At 36.3% G+C, this 20660-nt stretch carries 11 protein-coding genes; all 11 read right to left on the reverse strand.

The features are described 5' to 3' along the window. Positions 1-33 precede the first annotated feature (33 nt). Positions 34-717 (reverse strand): polysaccharide deacetylase family protein, encoded by a 684-nt coding sequence (locus GOQ16_RS17830; protein ID WP_317163797.1) that lies wholly within the window; start codon positions 715-717, stop codon positions 34-36. After that, positions 714-2504: a glycoside hydrolase family 9 protein gene (locus GOQ16_RS02075; protein ID WP_240140945.1), complete on the reverse strand. Its 1791-nt coding sequence runs from the start codon at positions 2502-2504 to the stop codon at positions 714-716. Before GOQ16_RS02075 ends, GOQ16_RS17830 begins: the two co-directional genes overlap by 4 nt. Positions 2505-2519: 15 nt before the next feature. Continuing rightward, the gene (locus GOQ16_RS02080; RefSeq protein ID WP_160067419.1) at positions 2520-4352 is read right to left on the reverse strand and encodes an outer membrane protein assembly factor BamB family protein; all 1833 of its coding nucleotides are present in this window, start codon (positions 4350-4352) and stop codon (positions 2520-2522) included. Positions 4353-4400: 48 nt separating this feature from the next. After that, a complete protein-coding gene (locus tag GOQ16_RS02085; RefSeq protein ID WP_160067421.1) occupies positions 4401-5864 on the reverse strand; it encodes a glycoside hydrolase family 10-like protein in 1464 nt (487 codons plus the stop codon). Between the two features lie 99 nt (positions 5865-5963). Continuing rightward, positions 5964-7400 (reverse strand): DUF4623 domain-containing protein, encoded by a 1437-nt coding sequence (locus GOQ16_RS02090; RefSeq protein WP_160067423.1) that lies wholly within the window; start codon positions 7398-7400, stop codon positions 5964-5966. 32 nt (positions 7401-7432) lie between these two features. Next, entirely contained in the window at positions 7433-9232 is a 1800-nt protein-coding gene (locus GOQ16_RS02095) for a RagB/SusD family nutrient uptake outer membrane protein (RefSeq protein WP_160067425.1), read from the reverse strand. A 19-nt stretch (positions 9233-9251) separates the two neighbouring features. Then, positions 9252-12716 carry a SusC/RagA family TonB-linked outer membrane protein gene (locus GOQ16_RS02100; RefSeq protein ID WP_160067427.1) on the reverse strand — a complete coding sequence of 1155 codons (3465 nt, stop codon included), beginning with the start codon at positions 12714-12716 and terminating at the stop codon, positions 9252-9254. 98 nt (positions 12717-12814) lie between these two features. Continuing rightward, on the reverse strand, positions 12815-14053 hold the full coding sequence (locus tag GOQ16_RS02105) for an exo-beta-N-acetylmuramidase NamZ family protein (RefSeq protein WP_160067429.1): 1239 nt from the start codon (positions 14051-14053) through the stop codon (positions 12815-12817). A gap of 342 nt (positions 14054-14395) precedes the next feature. Further along, positions 14396-16189, reverse strand: a complete 1794-nt coding sequence (locus GOQ16_RS02110; protein ID WP_160067431.1) for a SusD/RagB family nutrient-binding outer membrane lipoprotein — start codon at positions 16187-16189, stop codon at positions 14396-14398. 11 nt (positions 16190-16200) lie between these two features. Further along, positions 16201-19356 (reverse strand): SusC/RagA family TonB-linked outer membrane protein, encoded by a 3156-nt coding sequence (locus GOQ16_RS02115; RefSeq protein ID WP_160067433.1) that lies wholly within the window; start codon positions 19354-19356, stop codon positions 16201-16203. Between the two features lie 416 nt (positions 19357-19772). Beyond that, positions 19773-20639, reverse strand: coding sequence for a hypothetical protein (locus tag GOQ16_RS02120; protein WP_160067435.1), 867 nt, complete (start codon positions 20637-20639; stop codon positions 19773-19775). Positions 20640-20660 lie beyond the last annotated feature (21 nt).

The raw sequence follows: 20660 nt of genomic DNA on the forward strand, positions 1-20660 counted from the left end.
CGACTTTTTTACAAAACACGCAAAAAAACGCAGTTATAAATTTTCAAGCGATACGAAATTATATTTTTTTGAGCGCAATTCATCTATGATTTGTTCCAGTCTCCAATATAATTTGTCCACACGGCGTGCATCTGTACCTAAATGTACTAAAATAATATAGCCATTTAGTCCGTTTGCCCTTTCATATTCATATAATTGGTTCAAAATCTTCTCGGAAGACATATATCGTGTACCCATTTGTGGGTAGGTATAATCGGCAGGAGTACGCAAACCTGGTGTAAAATTATACACTTCAAACTCTCTTTCTGCTGACCAATCTACTATTTTTTTATTGTACCACTCATAAGGCGGAATAAAAATATCTCCTCTTTTAATACCATTTTTTTCTAAACACTGTACATTTTTTTCGAGATCGTCTACAAATTCACTTTTAGTTACCAACAGGCTATCACGGTTTTCCCAAGGTGCGTATAATAAATGTTGATCCGAATGTGGTCCTACAAGATGTCCCTTCTTAGACAGATTTGAAAGTAGCTTGGCAGATTTATTATCTTCTAAAAACTTTCCTGTAACAAAAAAAGCTCCTTTTACATTTTTCTTTTCCAGTACTTGGCTTATATGAGGTAATCCATCACGAAATTCGTCACCAGTAAAAACTAAGCTAACATTTCTTTTCGCTGGATTACCACGTATTACTGCTCCATATTTATCTGTTATCTTTTTTTTTTACTCTCAGCTTCTTTTGCTGAGAGCAGATAAATCAACGATGCTGTTCCATCCATTGTCGGCTCGTTCGTACTATAATCTCCAAAATCATCGTGATATACTACTAAATCACTTTGGAAATCAGCATAATCATCTGGTTTTAATAACTGAATTCCAATAAGATTATTGTATGTTCTTGCATAAACTGGTCCATCTACTAAACCGCCATCAATAGGCATATTGTGCAAATAGGTAAACGAAGAGTGTGGATATACCGGTGTGTCACCATCTGCTGGTAAACCAACAACCATACTCGTTCCCCAAGGATTCACACCAAAGAGCCAATCAAAATTTGCTTGCTCCAACTCACTATATTGTATATCTCCAGTTAATTGTTTGTACCAATAAGCTTGTATAACAAAAGAAGTGGTTAAATTATTGCTACACCAGATATACGGCACACCGCGGTAAAACATATTCTCTTTGGCTCTATTCCACACGTAATCTATCCCATCTTTGTAATACTTCAAAACCTCCTCCTTCTGCCTGCCTTCCATCACTTTAGCCAATTCATAATGACCCAAATTGATAAATGGATAATATTGGTAATGATTTGCCGTGTCTCGAATCATCCAAGGTGTAACAGGCTCTTGACGAGCATAACTTAAGCCTTTCGTAAGATTAGATTTGTCTTTACCCAAAGAATACATCATTGCTTCCGCTAATTCCATATCGTCCACCCAATTGTCTTCGGCATAGATATAAGGTGATTTAACAGAGACAGTTTGTGTTACACCGGGTTTGATATGCGCATAATCATATGCTTTTTTGGCTTTTTCCTTCAGTTTTTCTGCATAATCTTTGTGCGTTTTTTTTAACAAGTGATACCCCAATGAGAATGCACTAGTGAATTTTGCGGCAGTAGAGCTGGTGCCTGTGGTATTATTCATGAACTTGCCACGTTGCTGTGGCTTGCCATCGATAAAATATACTGGACGCTCATGACCTCTTCCATATAAAGAATCCAAGCCTGGCAACCTGTATCCAGAATGATCTCGATCATCGGCTATTTGATTGAACATCATATTTGGTTTAGGGTGCATTTTTAACAACCAATCTAATCCCCATTTTGCTTCATCCAATACATCCGCAATTCCATTTTTGCCATCCAAGCCATTTGCTTGTTTTTCGTCTGAAAATACCTGCGGAAAATCGCGATATGCTGCTAACAAATGAAAAGTAGCATTCGCTGAAGTAGTGGAATATTGCAAATAATCGGACGCATCGTGCCAGCCACCTCCAGCGTCAATATGCGTGCTATCAGGTAAACCAACTGAGGAAGCATACATCGTGAAGCCATCGTGCGTATGACAACTGTCTTTTAAATAAGGGTTGAATAATGTGCGCTGTTGACGCATATACCGCAACGCAAAATCCGCAGTACCTTTATATACATCTTTATTTATTTTAATCACAGGTGAAGAAGTACCGTCATTCGTTTTGACGATATATGTACCCGATTTTTTTACTGCTGAAATATCCAATCTTGCACCTTGATCAAAAGGACCATATTTTGCAAAGATTTTATTGACTTTACCTTTGTAAATAGATTCATTTGTTTTGGAATCAATGACTTCGAAAGATTTAATTCTAGTATCCGTTTTGGAAACCCAAACCAACACTTTAGTACTTTCTGGCAAATAGCCAAGTTGATTTATCCGAATCCACGACTGCTGCTGCTGCGCAAAAGTCAAGGAAACTATACAAAGTTGAAGGATTAAAGATATTATTCTTTTCATGACTGGTTACTATAACTAGTAAGTTAGTTTGACGATCTTACCGTCCATTGTACTTGCAATTATATATTTTTTGGTTACCAAAGTCGGATTCACCATGCCATTGGTAATTTTATATTGCCAAAGCACTTCACCAGATTTCGGATGTACTGCAGATACTAATCCAGAATTATTCGGTACCACAACCAAATCCTTATTGCTATAAATAGCCGAAGGTGTTAACTCATATGGTAATTTTAGCTTTGATTTCCAGCTCACATCCATATGATTAGCAGTTACTGGAATTCCTATTAATTCACCATCCATAGTCTTTGCGTATACGTATTTTTCATCAAAGGATAGACCCATTGATTCGCGAACACGGTATTCATCCTTCTTTTCTCTCCAAATTACTTTACCTGTTTTGAGATCTAACGCTGACATAAAACGATCTGGTGCAACGATAAACACACGATTATTAGCGACCACTGGATAACAAGCTGCTGCCGAAAACATTCTGTTGGTATGACCATTATTCCATTCCCAGACCAACCTACCTGTATTGACATCCAACGCATAAAACCCATTACCCCAAGAACCAAATATCACTTTTCCATCTGCAATGGTAGGTAATGTAGACACATAGTTTTTGACCTGATCGTATGTCCACACGACTTTACCAGATTTCAAATCAATACATCTGAAAATACCATCCGAAGCCCCGATATAAACTTTTCCTTTGTAAATATTCGGTGATCCTAATACCGCATGATCAGCTTGTACTTTCCAAATTTCTTTCCCTGTTTTACTATTTACAGCGTAGATAAAATTATCCGAAGATCCAACCATGACAATACCATTTGCTACTGCTGGAGTAGAATAAATTTTACCACCAGTTTGAAATACCCATTTTCTTAGTCCTGTTTTGATATCCAATGCGTATAATTCTCCAATGGTATTGGCTGTGAAGGCTAATTTGCCATCGGAACTAAATCCAGCCCCCAAATCACCATCATTAATATATTCCCAAGCTACTTTTGCTTTAGTCGTTTCATTCACGGAGAAATCAGGACGTTTGTAGTTGCCGTCGAATGTTAGTTTTTTTAATGGAAACTTCAACCAAGCGTTTTGTGTAGAAACTGATGGATTTCGTTCTTGAAAGAAAACAGAATCCTTCGTCAGCGTAATGATATTATAACCACCTACTTCTGCTTTAGCACGAAGATTTGAACGACTCATCACGCCCGGAATTCCATCCCAATCGTACAGCTTGTTACTATGTCCATGACCGCATAATGCAAATTGAATATTTCTTGTTTGCAAACGATCCACCAATTCGTACCAATTGTTTAGCGAAGAATCTAATGGATAATGATTAATTGAAATCATAGGTATCTCTTTATTTGGATGTGCCTTAAAAACACTGTCTATCCACACTAAATTTTCACGTGGAATCTGACCTGGACTCATGCGCATATTAGGTCCAGAGGTTGTACCTAAAAACTGAAAACCTTTATGTTCAAAAAAGAAAGTTTCTCCACCAAATACTTTACGAAAAGAATTCGCACCACTTTCTGACCAATTGCTATCATGATTTCCTGGCACGATATACAGGGGCAATTTAAGTCCATCCAATATCCTTTTGGCTAATTTCAACTCCTCATCCGAACCAAATTCAGTGACATCGCCTGAAAGTATTACAAAGTCAATATCAGTCTGACTATTAAGATCTTCTACCGTTCGACGCAAATCCTCTTCACCAGAATGACCTCCGATGTGCGTATCTGTGATTTGTGCAAATTTAAATGCGGACTGAGCTAATACTGCCGAAAGACATAAACTGAAAGTGAGTGCTAAAAATATTTTTTTCATAAGTATAATTAAAGGGCATCTAAAGATACCCTTATTGGTATTTATTATTTATTTCTTCTCTACTGTATTTGAGGGTTTACTTTCTACGTGATCTTCGTTCAATGCAGTTACAGCATAATGACCATTTTTAGTAACATTAATTTTATTAGCAGTAGTAACACCAACTAACTCACCCTCTACAGTAAGGCTACTGAAATAATAAACAGCAAAACGAATATTATTACCTGAGCCAACCCAGTTTAACTCGCTGCCTGTTAACTTTAGATTACTTGGAACAACTGGAGCAGTAGCTACTTCGCGACCTGCAAAAGGCATCAAAACATCTTTGGCGTATAGTTCAGCTAGTTTGTCTGTGATTCCAATTCTATTCGCAAGTATATCTCTGGAGGAATATATAGCAGAACCTACAGTATACCTGTTATTTCTAACCAGGTTAAATTGATTCTCCAGCTCTTGTACATTTTGAAATTTTGCACCACCGTCATTTGCTCCAAACTTATAATACCCGTGACCAATAACCACTTTAGATTTACCTCTAAACTGCGTCCAATCAGCTAAATTACGTTCGAAGGGATTAGAGGAATTACCTATCTCTTGATATAATTGAGGGATTAAAATATCCACCCATCCCGCTTGGGTCCATTTAGGTAAGTCTGCATATAAGGTATTATAATTATAGCTTCTACTAGCTGCTGGAGAAATAGAAAATACAACTGACGGCTTATGTGTTTTAATAGTATTATATATTAACTCAATAGCTTTATCGACATTATCACGTCTCCAAGCATTTTTATCCGTAAAATTACCTTTTAATCTATTAAAGTCTTCATCATCTGATTTCATGGTACCTGCGCTAGAAGGATCTGGATAAAAATAATCATCCATGTGTAACCCATCAACATCGTATTTTGTAACAAGATCCTTCACGATATCCGATAGACGCTGTCTTACCTCTGGCAAAGCAGGATTGTAAATCTGAATCTTTTCGTGATCTACTACCCAACTTTGTTGAATAGAACTATGTAATGCAGGATAAGATGTATTACTGCCTGCACGTGTAGCAATACGATATGGATTTATCCATGCATGAAATTCAATGCCGCGTGCATGTGCTTCATCCAACATAAATTTTAACACATCATATCCAGGGTCCTTGCCGCGAGTTCCTGTGATATTACCACTCCATGGCTCATATGGAGAATTGTAAAATGCATCGCCCATACCGCGAACCTGTACAAAAACGGTATTGAACTTCAATTGTTTTAATCTATCCAATAGATCAGTATATTGCTTTTTCTGCACAGCCATCTCTTTAGAAGTAGGCCAATCTATTCCCCAAACGGTAGCCATCCAAGCAGCACGAATTTCTTTACGTGGGAATTTTAATTCTGAGGAGGGGGGATCAGGTGTAGGCTGAGGAGAAACACTAGGACCATCTGATTCCTTGCTACAGGAAGTAAATAATAATATTACACTACAAAGTAATAATAAATAATTTGAAATTATTTTCATTTGGAAAGTAAAATTTATAACGGTTAAAATAATGAAAGGACATCTAATTCTTATTAGGGATAAGTTTTAGATGTCCTTTATAATTGTCTACTTTAAAAATTAATCTTCAGCAACAGCTACACCAAACTCAATGATAGCGAAACCTCCTTGAGAAGTTGCTCCATATAGCATTAACTTTTCATCTTTACCTGAAGCATCTTTTATAATATGATATCCAGCTTGAGTTCCAGGTGAAATATTTACGGTTGTGCCTACTTCGAATGAAAATATATGAGGTGCCACTTTCCCGTCAATAGCCGTTTGTTCTAAAGCAGTCAGCGCATCAACAATGTTACTACCTCTATTAATATTATAAAGGTACATTGTCGCTGAAGTTCCATTAGGCGCACCTCTAGGGACAGTAATACCTAATAAGTATCTCGTACCATTAAATGTAAATATTTTAATATCCGTTAAACTTTTCGGTAAAGATTCTACTTTCATAGTATAAGAAGCAGATGCTCCATTATTCACTAATGAGAAAGGCTGAGAGTGTCCTGAAATAATATAAGATTCAGTTGTTCCTATTTGAGAATAATGTCCCCACTGCTCATAATTAATTCGTGAAGTAATAACTGTGGGTTCAGAACCTTCCTTAAAATTTGTTATTTTCAAACGAATTATCTGAGAAGAAGCCATAAAGTACGCATATCCATTACCATTTTTATCAATGTTGATGGAAAATGTATCACCGTGACGAACAGCTGCACCAGCTAAACTAGCAACGTTGATATTTGCAACAACATCTGGAGCTTTTGAAGGATCAGACCAATGGTATAATTTCAATGGAGATGCATGAGCGCCAGAAAGATTCGCAACATAAGAGTGACCATGAGCTTGAGCCCCCATATTTACAGTTAAAGTACCACCAGTAACTCCTTCCATATTTAATGGGATACGTTCTATTACATTACTTTTAAGTTTATTAACTTCTAATAAATGAACACCAGCACCCCCTCTTTCTATGATCAGAACATGATTTCCATCAAAACCTGTACCTCTCGTATTAGCCGTTGCTAAAGAAGGGTAAATCGGATTTCCTAATGCATTAGAAGAATAGTCATAGTATGACGGTGCATCTAAATTAGCGCCATAAACTGGTACTTTAAATCGAATTATGGCCTTATATTCTTTAAAACGAGGTAAATTTGTTACTTTCAAAATGATTTCCCTTTGTGTATCTCCGCTTTGATAAGGAATTTCAAAAATTTCTTTTTCAAGTTTTGAGCCTTCAGAAGTAATGGCTTCGAATTTGATATTTTCAAAATCGGACAAAGTATCGATCCTTGGAAATGTAATTGATTTAGTATTCTGATTAATTTGACCTTCTAGAATTTCCTGACCAGATGCACCAGCATTTACTATACGTATAGATTTCAAATCTGTATATTTATCTGATTCTACATTTCCTGGGAAATCCTCCGTACATGATATAAATGAAGCTATGCTGATAAAGGCAAGCAATAATCTACCAATAGTATGCTTTGTAATTTTCATATATGTATGATTAATATATAATGAATTCAAAATTAATTTTGAGCCCACCCTTCTGTTTGTGATAATACATAACCACGAGACTGATACTCATTGATTTGGTTTCTTCCAATAGGCGATAAATATGGATTAACATTACCTAAGCCTAAGAATTGTTGTCTTGAACGATTCAAACTATAACGGTAGAATCCAACCATTTTTGCTGCACTTTCTGGATTGTCTGGATTAAAAACTTCGATTTGTCCATTAAGCTTAACTACTGAAATACCTGATTTAATTTCTCCAGGAATTTGATTTGGGAAATCAACCCAACCTCCTGCTAATAAATCAGGGTTAGCATCGGTATCCATATAATCTAGTTTTTTCCAACGTTTCAAATCTGCTAAGCGATTAAACTCGAATGTCATCTCCATACGACGTTCTCTACGAATCTCCCACATAAGCGGAGAAATAGTAACGTCTCTTTCTGGATCAGAAGGTAACATACCTAAAGTCATAGGTGCTGTTTTCTTAACTCCTTTTTGTATAGCTTCAGCAGCTAATGGTCTGTTACGAATTTTATTAATTGAACGATCGATATCTGATTGATCCACTGCGGCTTCACCCAAAGTTGATAATTCAGCTTTGGCTTCTATCCAATTTAATAAAACTTCTGCATATCTTAATACAGGGGCGTCCGTAGTATTATTAGCACCTGTAAACGCTGTACCCGCAGCACCACCTGCAGCTACACGTGCTTCAACATCACGAGGAAGGAACTTCGTAATATACAGGAAAGAACCTCTATTTCTTGCAGTTGGTTTTTCATGAAACACCGCTTCAAATCTAGAATCTCTTGTTTTGAATAATTGTGATGTTACAAAATTATTAGCATTAGTTTCAGATGAATTTTGCCACACAGAACCATCCACGCAAATAAAAGACTTAATTAAGTCCGATGAGGGTCCATATGTCACATTATCGGCTAAATTATGGGTAGATAATAATGCATGCTTTACATTAATAGATTCATTATATTCTCTATAAAGAATCATATCCTTATTTCCAGTGAGATTCTCTGAAGTAAACTGGGATCTATAATCCGTGACTATATCATATTTAGAACTAGAAATCACTAGTTCTCCAGCTTCAAGAGCTAGTTCAAAGAACTTTTTAGCTTGATCATTATTTTCATAATAATATTTTTGCCACGAGCCTTCTGATAAAGCAATTCGAGAAATAAAACCTGCTACTACATAACGGTTTACAGATTGTACACCATCGCTCAAACGTACATTTTCTAAAGCAAATTTTAAATCTTCATAAACTGCATCCATTACTTCATTTCTCGGAGTACGGTTTTTGAATAATGCGTCGAAATCAGTATCACTTACAGGTTTGTCATAATAAGGAACATCCCCATACGCAAGGACTAGATCAGAATAGGCCATTGCGCGGAAGAATCTTCCAATCCCAATCCAGTGATTATATGCCTCAGGTGTTAATATCGTTGACATGCGAGTTTCAACACGATCCAACATAATGTTAATGGAGCGAATGTTTGTGTATGACCAAATTCCACTATTAGGTACAGCTAAAGTAAATTCAGCTTGGTTACCCTGTCTCACAACATCATCGCTGAAGGATAATAAGTAGGAGCTTCCTAAAGAAAATCCTGAACCATATCCTTCAAAAAAATCAGTATAATATTTATTTGCATAAAGACGTACGTTTTCTTCTGTCGTCCACGCATTGTCATCATTTGCAGATGTTAGTTGCGGCCTATCTAAGAACTTCTCGCAACTTGAAAACATCAGGGTAGCTGTTAGAAGAGCTATGCTATATTTAATTTTCATAATTTCCCTTGTTAACTAATTAAAAACCAATTTGAATACCTAAAGAAGCAGATTTGAAAGTCGGTGTTCCAGAACCTGTTCTACCTAAATTGTAATTTGTAGTAGTACCTTCGGTCAACGGTCCTCCAGTTCCTGACACCGCTTCTGGGTCGATCGGCAATCCTCTTAAATTATCAAAAACAAAGAAGTTTTCTAATGACACGTAAATACGCGCATTTTTTAATTTTGCTTTACGTAGTACATCTCCTTGCAATCCATAACCAAAAGTGATATTCTTAATTTTAAAATAAGACATATCTAATAGGTATCGTGATTGTGGCACCATAGTTTGACCACTAGCCTCACCATTCAAGTTCCAAGCACGTGGATAAAATGCATCTGTACGATCTTTTTTCCAAAAATCACCAGCAAATGTTTGTGGCATAGCACCATCCTTTACATGGAAACCAGGAATTGCCAATTGGCCAGCACCCCAAATTTCTCGTTGTCCGACACCTTGTAAAAACACAGACATATCAAAACCTTTATAGTCCGCTCCTAAACGGAAACCATATTCGTAGCGAGGCGTTGAATTTCCGATTTTCACTCTATCTCCAGCATCTCCATTTGTGTTCTTACCATTTGTTATGTATCCATCTCCATTAACGTCAACAAATTTAACATCACCCGGAGAAATATATCCCCAAGATGCTGTACCTGTTTGAAGTTGTGTTTGATAGATTGGGTTATCGCCAACTAACTGGTTGGTTTGCCTTGTAGCACCTTCATGAATTATAGTGGTTACAACGTGATTTCCATTTGCATCATAGACAAAATCATCTGCTTGATATAGGCGATCGGTAACATAACCAAAAATATCACCATAGGTTCTGCCAGTAGAATATGCGTTACTTAGTAAACGGTTCTCCCATGGAGTATTCCAATCAGCACCTTTAGTAATTTTAGAAATTGCATCTGCTAAATTAGCATTTGCTGTTAATTTTAGACCATTATCAAATGTATGGCTGAAGTCCAGATTTATCTCCCAACCCTTAGTTTGCAAAGTTCCAAAATTGCCTTGAGGTGCACTGGCACCGAAAGTGTTTGGCAATGACTCGCCAGGTATTATCATGTTATTTGTATTTCTTTGAAAATACTCTAATGTTACACCCAACTTATTAAAGAATCGTAAATCTGCTCCTATGTTTGAGTGTTCTATATCTTGCCACGTAATTGCAGTTGAGACTGCTCCAGGAGTACCTAATTGGAAGAACTGTTGACCTGAACCATTTAACCAATTATTTTTACCAATAGCCATAGTAGGAACATATAAAGAGTTGGATACAGATTGATCACCTATATTACCCCAAGAACCGCGAATTTTAGCAAATGATAATACATCTGAAATATTTTCCATGAAGCCTTCATTAGATATTACCCAACCAGCAGAAACAGATGGGTACCATCTCCATTTCAAATGAGGAGGGAATTTAGATGTTCCATCATATCGCAAATTACCTTCTACTAAGTATTTTCCTTTGTAAACATAATTAGCGCGACCAAAGAAACCTACTTGCGAATCCCAATTTTCATTTGCTCCATTTGTTTCAATTCCTGTCGCAAAATTAAATTGAGGGTTTTCTTCATTAATTAAGTTAGTTCTTCTGGCCCAAGTATCGTTCCACTTATACGCGACAACGTTAGTTCCTAACATTAATTTCACATCATGGTCTTCATTAAATGTTTTACCATAGGTAGTGAATGCATTGAATGTATGTCGTTTAGAATTTAGTGAACGCTTATAAATATTTGATTGCTCTTTCGTAATATATGTTTCTACTGGGAAACGATATCCCGGAACACCTCCATTATCGGTAGGAATACCATTTTCATCTACATATACTTGTGAACCATTTTCATTCCATGCAACAGGAGCATACCAATGCCAAGCACCTCGGAAAGATGGCATAGAAGATCTATCTGAATCATTTTCGGTACTATATGCGTAGTCAGCCTTTAAATCCCAGCCTTTCATGATATCAATAGTAGTACCTAAATTCAAATTGGTATAACGGTCTGTTTTGTAGGCTGTATGAGCATTTTTTGTATCAAAATAAGGGTCTCTTACATCGGTACCATGTTCTTGTGCTGCTATTGGGAACAATCTAGACCAACGGTATAAATATAACCAAGGATCCGAGCCAAATCCCGTTGCTGAATTAGGATAACGCTTTGTACCATCCGAATACATAGCTCCTCCTCTTAAGGTTAAAAAGTCATTAACTTTAGTAGATAAGCTCAATGTAGCATTATATCTAGTAAAATCATCATGTTGAGCAGGCCTCATCATACCTTGCTGCCCTAAATAACCTACACCTAAGTTATAATTAGTGTTACCAGACTTTCCACTTAACCCCAAATTGTGTAAATGAGAAAAAGCATTATCTTTTATCATAACTTTAGCTGGATCATATAATCTAAGACCAAACTTATCTACTCCATCAAAGTACCAGTCACGACCATATAAAACCGGATCATAATCACCAACAACACCGCCAAATTTTTGTTGCCACTCCTTAATACGTTCTAAGCTTTCACGATTTACACGCCAAAACCCTCCTGCAGGACCAGGTTGCTGCTGATTTTCATGTGCTTCTAGTGTATACTCTAACCCATCAATTCCTGCAATATCAATAGGTTTCATTGGAGATTGAAGAGATAGGTTATTGGAATATGAGACATTATGAGAATCCGTCTTAGATCCTTTCTTTGTAGTAATTAAAATAACACCAAAAGCAGCTTTTGCTCCATAAATAGATGATGAAGCAGCATCTTTTAATACGGATATCGATTCAATGTCATTAGGGTTTACAAGATTTATACTTGGAATTTCTACGTTGTCAACTAAAATTAGTGGATTACTTGATCCAGCAATAGAAGCTATTTGACCACGGATTTTCATTACTGGATCAGATCCAACTTCGCCCGTTGGAAGCGTAACGGATAATCCTGGTATCGTACCTTGCATACCCCTACCAGCATCTGGTACAGGACGAGATCCCATAACTTCGCTTACATTTATTGAAGATACAGCTCCAGTTAAATGCTCTTTCTTTTGTGTACCATATCCAACCACTACAACCTCTTCCAAAGAGTTATCTTCTTCCAAAAGCGTAATATTAACGGTATTAGATGTTACTTTAACATCTTGACTAACATAACCAATACTTGAGAACCTCAAAGTAGAACCTAATGGTGCGTTTATCGTAAACTTACCATTTGCATTGGTACTTGTTGAACCAGGAATACCTACAACTGAGACAGTAACTCCTGGAAGAGGACCACTCGCATCAGAAACTGTTCCTTGCACAGAATTTTGAACCAACCTATTATTTAAATAGGAAGTAGCAGCACTAAGATTCGCGTTATTAGCTACCTTTGCGCTATTCGCATGGGCAGACAAAGTTAATCCTAGCGCCATTGAGAATAGTAATGTATTTCTCATATATAGCATATTAAATAAATGGAATTATCATAATTTTATGGCATTTGCATTTGCTATTTGGCATAACTACCATAATTATTTTGTTTTAAATAAAAAGCTTATTCAAAGTCTTTGTATAACAAATACTTCTTACGCATTTTCTTATAATCAGCTAATTCTTTCGCCCAAGATGCGCGAATTTCTTTTTCTGTTTTCCCAGCTAAAATTTGTTTACGCAATTCATCCGTTCCAGCTAATTTGTCAAAGAATTCAGCACGAGTAAAGAATTTTGTCTTATCTGGCATTTTTTGATAAAAATCAAGAATATATTTTAGTGTAAATTTTTGCTTATCAGCGTCCACTTCACGTAAATCCAATCCGTACATGGTTTGACCTTTACCCTCAACATGTTTTACCATCCCTTCCTTCTCACCTGGATTATATGAGAAATTACCATAAACTGGATTATCATATCCAACTACTTGGAATGGCCAATCAGTTCCACGTCCTACGGAAATCTCAGTACCTTCAAAAAGGCATAATGATGCGTAAAGTCTAACCGAAAGATGATTAGGTAATGACGGAGAAGGAATTACAGGTAATTCATACATTTTAGAATGATCCCAGTTTTCAACTGGGATTACAGTCAATTTACATTGACGCCCGTTTTCTAACCATTTTTCGCCATTGATCATTTTGGCCAATTCACCAACAGTTAGACCATGCACCATAGCGATTTTATGGTAAGAAACATTGGATTTGAATTTATCATCTTTGCGCACTGGCCCATCTACTTGATCACCACAAGGATTAGGACGATCCAATACGATTAATTCTTTATTGTGTTTAGCACACAACTCCATTACACGATGCAAAGATGTGATATATGTATAAAAACGCGCACCTACATCTTGCAAATCAAATATCATTACATCAATAGACTGTACGATTGAATCTTGTTTTTCGTTACCTCCATATAATGTATATAAGGGTAGACCTGTTTTTGAGTCTTTATCATTATCTACTTTCTCGCCACGTTCTATAGTACCTCTAAAGCCGTGCTCAGGAGCAAAACCAAACTTCAAATCAACACCTTCTCTAAGCAGTACATCAACTAAATGTTCCTTTCGATCACCGACAATAGTCGTTTGATTGCCCATAAGCCCCACTTTCTTTCCTTTTAAAAAGGACAGGTAATTAGACACCTGATCAGCTCCAGGGATGATTTTATTAGTAACGTATTCTCTACTAGAAGCAGCTGTGCTTTTCTTATTTTTTTTAGATGAGTTGCAGATACCGCAGCTCACTATTATAAGACATAATAAGGTAAATGAAATCAGAATATTGGTCTTTATCATTTTAATTACACTAATTCTTTAATAATTTATAATAGATGATTGATAGGTATAAAAATACAACAAAAACGCATAAAAAAGCAAGATATCTATAGTTTAATTCATTTATGTGTGAGACATCCACCAACAAAACGCATAAAAACGATAGTTGTTAAGGCAACAATAACAAATCATTAAGTGTAAATTAATGTTAAAAAACCTGATTAAAACAACTATTTTTATAAAAAACGTCAGGGATATAGTGTACTAAAAACACTATTTAGTAATTTTTATGTTACACAAACGTTTTCAGAATAAAAAAGCCTCCAAAAACTGGAGGCTAATAGATTTAAAATTTTGGATTTATTATTCTTCAATATCCCACCATACAGGCTGAGACCAGATATCATCATTTAAAGCTCGAGGATGAGAAGCCTTAACATTTTCAGCATTATAATTAAACTCGTGATTCACCTGCATTACTCGTCGAAAATATTTTCCCTGTGGAATTTTATTTTGTGCCGACGCGGTAACCGTATATTCGTAAGGAACTTTCCATCCATTATATATTGATGGATTATAATTATTCCTTCTCATATCATTCCAGTTCTGATGTGAATAAGATAGTGCAATATACTTTTGCGTCATAATCTTACTTAACGTCAAATTTCCTGCTGTACCAATACCATTCTCAAGAAAATTAGTGATTGAAGCAGCACTCATTGGGGATTTGCTAGGGTTAACAGATCCGTATTGATTCAGTTTTGCATTCATCATATCAATATGTGCTTTGATACCCGCTTTATACGCCTCAAAGGCCATAGTATTATTGCCTTTCTTAAAATAAATCTCAGCCTTAATAAAGCACATTTCTGCATAAGTCATCACAAAGGTAGGCGCATCTGGTCTTGCATTAAATATACTTGTGCCCGCAGAGCTACCATCAGCCCAAACATATTGGTCATTAGCTGCTTTATTGTAACCAATAGAATTACTTTTTGTGGAAACATATAATGTATCGCCATAACGAGCGCTGTTTGTTCCTGCTATATAGTTAGCATAAGGGGCTATTTTGCGTTCAGCAGCAGTTCCTGCGTTCAACGTTAATACGGACGCACTATTGTTAAAAGATGGCGTAATAGGACCTGCATTCATCCGTATATCAGATGACATGTCTACGCCCTTTGAACGTTTGAATATTTTATTCTGAATACTTCCGCTCCCAAACTGGGCCCAAGGAATCATTTTATCTGCTCTAGGATCTTCAACACTTGGATTAGACGTATTAGTTAAAATATCCTCATACCACTTAGTAATTCTAAAGTTTGTATTCATACCCATATTAGAAAACATTACCGAAGCTTTTAGAGGGTCACCAAACAAAACATCACCTACAGGTTCAACAACATCCACGTGATTTACAACTGTACTGCTTGCATTATTAATTGGTGCTTTGTCTAATAGAGCTAATATTTCATCGGGATTGTAGATAGATTTTTTTGATAGATTATTTAACCATCTTGCTTTTAGTCCATTTGCTAATCGTTTCCATTTATCTACATCACCACCATTCCAACTATCGCCTGCGCTCAATGCTGGAGCTCCTGCTGTTTGTGTCATTTCAAAATACGAGATTGCTTGGTCAATATCTCTTATACAACCTTCGAAAATTGTCTTTCCATCATCAAATTTTGGAGAAATATTTTCACCTAAAGCCTCTGTATAAGGAATTTCTCCCAACCAATCTACCATAAGCATGAATCCCATTGCTTTTATAACTTTAGCCGCTCCAAGATAATGAAACGCTCCTTGCGCTTCTGCAGCTTTCTCAAGATCAGCTATATTAGAACCCACCGCAACGAAGAAAAACTGGTAAGGAGTAGTTGACATACCTTGTATAGGATCCCAACCTGCAGACATACTTTGTTGCGATGTATTTTTAATAAAAGTCAAATTTTGTGTGATCAAGGCCGATCTAACTCCAGCTGCTGCATGAGCATAAAGTAAATGATGCTGCATCCAAGGTAATCTATTTTGGATGGGCGCCACAATGTTAGTTGGATTACTAGGATCGACATTAATATCCAACCAACTTTCTTTACAGCTATTAAATAATAAGATAGCTGAGACGAATAGTATAATTTTGTTAAAACGTTTCATAATGCGATTTATTAGAATTTTAAGTTAACACCAAACATAAAACCAGCTGTACTTGGCACACCATTGAAATCAATACCAACCGAACTAGAACCAACAACACCACTACCGGCCGCTGAAGCCTCTGGATCCATACCTTTATAATTTGTAAATAACAACAGGTTTGTACCTTGAGCGGTTGCTGTAAGACCTTTTACAACTCTATTAAGTGAAGCATTCTTCAGGATATATTTAGTGAAATCATAAGATAAAGAAACCGTTCTTAAACGAAGCCAATTTGTATTTGTCTGGAAATTAGCACTCTCTCTAACATAGAAATCTGAATAATAGTCTTGTATTATCTTACGACCACTTGTGTTTACATTTCTGATCATGTAAAATTGATCTGCCTCAAATGTAAAACTACGGTCTTCATAAGTCGCTACACCATCCACAGTACCGGTTTGCACCGCACCGTTTATTGTTAGGCTTTCTCTATCCATAGTACGCTTACTCATACCATTGACAGTCATAAAATAATCTGTACCATTGTACACATCTCCTCCGATTCTAAAATCCCATAAAAATGAAAAGTTCAGATCTTTGTACTGCAAGCTATTGTTAAAACCACCTGTTAGTTTTGGCTCTCTATTACCAATTTGGTAAGTTGTAGCATTATCACTAGTTGGCATGCCAGTATTTGCATCGAGCACCACCTTTCCATCTGGAGTACGCGTCCATCTAGAACCAGAAATTGCCATAAAGTCGCCACCATTAAATGAAGCTGCCTTTGCATTTCCTACCTGAACATCAGTAACATATAAAATTTCATTACCTTTTATTAAGTTATCTAATGTACCCTTATTTTTAGCCATATTTATAGTTGCCTCCCAAGTAAAATCCGAAGCAACAACAGGTTTACCCGTTAATGCTAGTTCCATACCTTTATTATAAATATCTCCGGCGTTTACAGAAACCAAAATATATCCAGTTGTTTGCCCCATACGTGGAGAAACAATTTGATCGTATGAATTATTTGTATAATATGTGTAATCAATTCCTAAGCGATTATTTAAGAACCTTAACTCAGCTCCGACCTCAAATGAGGTTGTAGTTTCAGGTCTAAGACCAGGATTACCACGATTCCAAAAGTTACCCGTTCCAACCAGTCCACCTAAAAACTCTCTTGAAGGCCACAAAGTAGTTGCTGTTAAGTATGGTGATGCATCTTTACCAACTTTTGCCCAAGATGCTCGTAGTTTTCCATAGTTCAACCAAGAAAAATCTTTAGTCAATTCAGAAAACACAAAGCTTCCACCAACAGATGGATAAAAGTAAGAACGATTCGCAACAGGTAATGTAGAGGTCCAATCATTACGACCTGTTACATTTAAGAATAACATATTTTTATATCCTGCTCTTAATTCACCGTAAAGACCAAATAATCTTCTTTTTGATTCAATAGAATTAAACCTCTTATTGGCGTCAACAATATTTTCGAAGCTGTAAAAATTATCTATTACAAAATCAAAACCTACTCTTCTTTCATTGCTCACTTTTGTTTGCTCCGAGAAAAAACCTACCAAAGCACCTAAATCAAAGTCTCCAACCTTCTTATCAAAATTGGACATTAAATTAGACGACCAATAATTAAATCTATAGTCGCTTGCGGACATCATACCGTTTTGCCACTGCGGTCTTACTGCACCACCTGGAGAAACCAATGTATTATTTCTAGTCAAATAACTATCTGTCCCAACACGATAGGATAGATTCCACCAATCAGCTAACTTCATATTAGCATTCAAATTAGCAGTGAAGCGCTCCGTTCTATCGTCCAATAAGTTTTTGTTAATTGTCCAATATGGATTTTCAATGTCATCCTCAAGTTTTTGTCTATCACCAAACATTCTATATTTAGTACCATCCTCATTTAGATATTTGGTCATATCATCATTTCTAGACCAACGATACACAGAATTCATTGCACCAGTTCCACCAGAATTATATAATCCTGCAGACGTTAAAGTTTTATCTGTATTTGCTAAAGAGTAAGCCACATTGGTACCTAAGGTCAGTCGACCATACTTTTGATCACCATTAAATCTAAACGTAGTTTTATCATATCCTGTGGAGGGCACAATACCTGATTGGTCAAAACGAGATGCCGAAACATAAAATGTCGTGTTAGCACTACCTCCAGCCAAACTTACTGTATTATCATAAACTGTGGAGGTATTAAAAAAGTTCTTTATATTATCATACATCACATCGTTTGCACCAAAACTCTCTCCCCAGGATTGCATTGTATAATCATCCAAAACCCCTGCAGCATTGTAGTAACCTCTTTTGTATTTACTTTGCTGTTCCGGCAAGCGATTTACCCAATTGGTAGAAGCGCGAGAAGAAAATGCGACCTCTGCTCTACCCTCTTTACCTTTTTTAGTAGTAATAATAATCGCCCCCGCTGCTGCTCTTGATCCATAAAGTGCAGCCGCAGCCGGACCTTTCAATACAGACATACTTTCCACATCTTCGGGATTAACATCCATTATACGATTGCTATTAGTTGATGAGACGGATTGAGCTCCATCAAAACCACTATTTCCTCCCAAAACCGTAGAGTTGTCATAGATGACACCATCTACTACAAATAATGGCTGGTTATCACGTTCAAGGGATGTACCACCTCTTAAAATAATCTGTGCTCCTGCACCTGCCGAACCCGAAGTCTGTGTCACGTTTACACCAGCTACTTTACCAGCCAAAGAATTAACAATATTTGCAGTTTTGTTTTTCATAAGCTCGTCAGCCTTGAGATCCTGCACTGCATAACCTAGCGCTTTCTTCTCTTTGCGAATTCCTAAAGCAGTCACTACAACCTCTTCTAATGCCTCTTCAGAATTTGTTAATGTGATATTATACAAATTTCCATTTCCAACTACTTGAGTTAATTCAGTACTTCCTAAAGATCTAAATAATAAGATTTCACCAGGAGATGCCTGAATCGTAAATGATCCATCTGGATTGGTTTTGACAGTGCGATTCGTACCCTGAACCTCTACTGTTACATTGCTCAGCGCCTCTCCAGAAGGACCAATAACCTTTCCGGATATAGACTTTTGTTGAGCCATCAAACAGGATGCATAAACTGCTACCCCGAAAAATGTGAGAAGTAATCTTCTTTTCATAAGTTTGATAGTTGATTAATTAACGATTTTTGAATTATATATTTATTTTAAATAGGCTATTTAAATAAGGTTGTTTCACTTTAAATCATAGGCACATATCGGTTAGTTTGCATTTATGAATGAAAATTGAATAAAAATGCAAGAATCAAAGCAATATTATAAAAATGTTAGCGTTTTATATAATATTTTTTGCAATAATACGCGCATTCCATTTCGTTAGTATTAAAGTTTAAATTTACCTTTTATTTAACTAAAAAGTAGTATACAAGCAAACTATAATATTGGTAAATTACTGTTAGCAAATATCCCAAAAAAATAATTACATAAAAAAAGAGAGTCCAACTACATGAACTCTCCTTTTAAAGTGTCAAGATTATTTTATTAAAAAACAAATCCGATCAATACTTGATTTACCCCTATTGAGCTGTAAAGTTTCTAACTGAAGCAATTGGAGTTGCTGCTCTGAAACCTGCCAAATTATGATGATATATACGTCCAATTTGGGCATTCCACCAATCCGAATAGTTCACCATATTACCTGCCGAATTTCGAACGACTAAACTTCCTTGGTCAGATCCATCAGCTCCTATTACTCGTATTCTATAATCTATACGTGCTGTACCAGCTGAAATCTCAATAGTTTTATTTACAGTAACTGGTTCCCACCCGGTAGATTCCCCAAAAGCAACTGGCTTACCAACATTTGCCCATTCACTTTTTTCAGCCGTAGCATTATCCACAGTATATTGCCATTGGTATTGCAATTTTTTATCTGTCGGAATACCTGCGGTTTCATACAAAAAGTTTGAGAATTTCACCCATGCGGTTGTACCTGTAAATTCCGTTGTGGTCGTCGGAAAAGGTAGTTGATGTGGAATCAATACAGGAGGCTTACTAAAGTCATGAATAACCAAATTATACCTTCCTGCTGGAAGATCAAAAATTTGATCATAAGCAAGTGTAAGACTTGTAACCGGGCCTCTATGTAACTTTAAATTTACACTCCCTGATTTAGTGGTAAAAAATTTACTAACTGCGCCGCTAGGAATAAAGTTATAAGTGTTAAGTGGTGTTGTTTCATTAGTCAACAGCTGTCCATTTAATTCTACTTTATTAATATTATTAGCAGCTCCTGTTGCCAAAGGAACCATATAATATATTTGAAATAAAGTAGTATTCTCTTCTTCAAGAGGATCAGCTTTATATTCCACTACATTTTTCTCACAAGACGCAAATAGAAAAATGCTTAGAAAGACTAGTAGTATATTATTTATTTTTTTCATCTCTTCAAATTTGTAAACGGA

Source organism: Sphingobacterium bovisgrunnientis (genome assembly GCF_009829085.1).
GTDB lineage: Bacteria > Bacteroidota > Bacteroidia > Sphingobacteriales > Sphingobacteriaceae > Sphingobacterium > Sphingobacterium bovisgrunnientis.

Excerpts from the sequence above, each read along its gene's own strand:
- GOQ16_RS02105 (WP_160067429.1), bottom strand. The coding sequence starts at position 14,053 with ATGATAAAGACCAATATTCTGATTTCATTTACCTTATTATGTCTTATA.
- GOQ16_RS02095 (WP_160067425.1), bottom strand. The coding sequence starts at position 9,232 with ATGAAAATTAAATATAGCATAGCTCTTCTAACAGCTACCCTGATGTTT.
- GOQ16_RS02100 (WP_160067427.1), bottom strand. The coding sequence starts at position 12,716 with ATGAGAAATACATTACTATTCTCAATGGCGCTAGGATTAACTTTGTCT.
- GOQ16_RS02080 (WP_160067419.1), bottom strand. The coding sequence starts at position 4,352 with ATGAAAAAAATATTTTTAGCACTCACTTTCAGTTTATGTCTTTCGGCA.
- GOQ16_RS02115 (WP_160067433.1), bottom strand. The coding sequence starts at position 19,356 with ATGAAAAGAAGATTACTTCTCACATTTTTCGGGGTAGCAGTTTATGCA.
- GOQ16_RS02085 (WP_160067421.1), bottom strand. The coding sequence starts at position 5,864 with ATGAAAATAATTTCAAATTATTTATTATTACTTTGTAGTGTAATATTA.
- GOQ16_RS02090 (WP_160067423.1), bottom strand. The coding sequence starts at position 7,400 with ATGAAAATTACAAAGCATACTATTGGTAGATTATTGCTTGCCTTTATC.
- GOQ16_RS02110 (WP_160067431.1), bottom strand. The coding sequence starts at position 16,189 with ATGAAACGTTTTAACAAAATTATACTATTCGTCTCAGCTATCTTATTA.
- GOQ16_RS02075 (WP_240140945.1), bottom strand. The coding sequence starts at position 2,504 with ATGAAAAGAATAATATCTTTAATCCTTCAACTTTGTATAGTTTCCTTG.
- GOQ16_RS02120 (WP_160067435.1), bottom strand. The coding sequence starts at position 20,639 with ATGAAAAAAATAAATAATATACTACTAGTCTTTCTAAGCATTTTTCTA.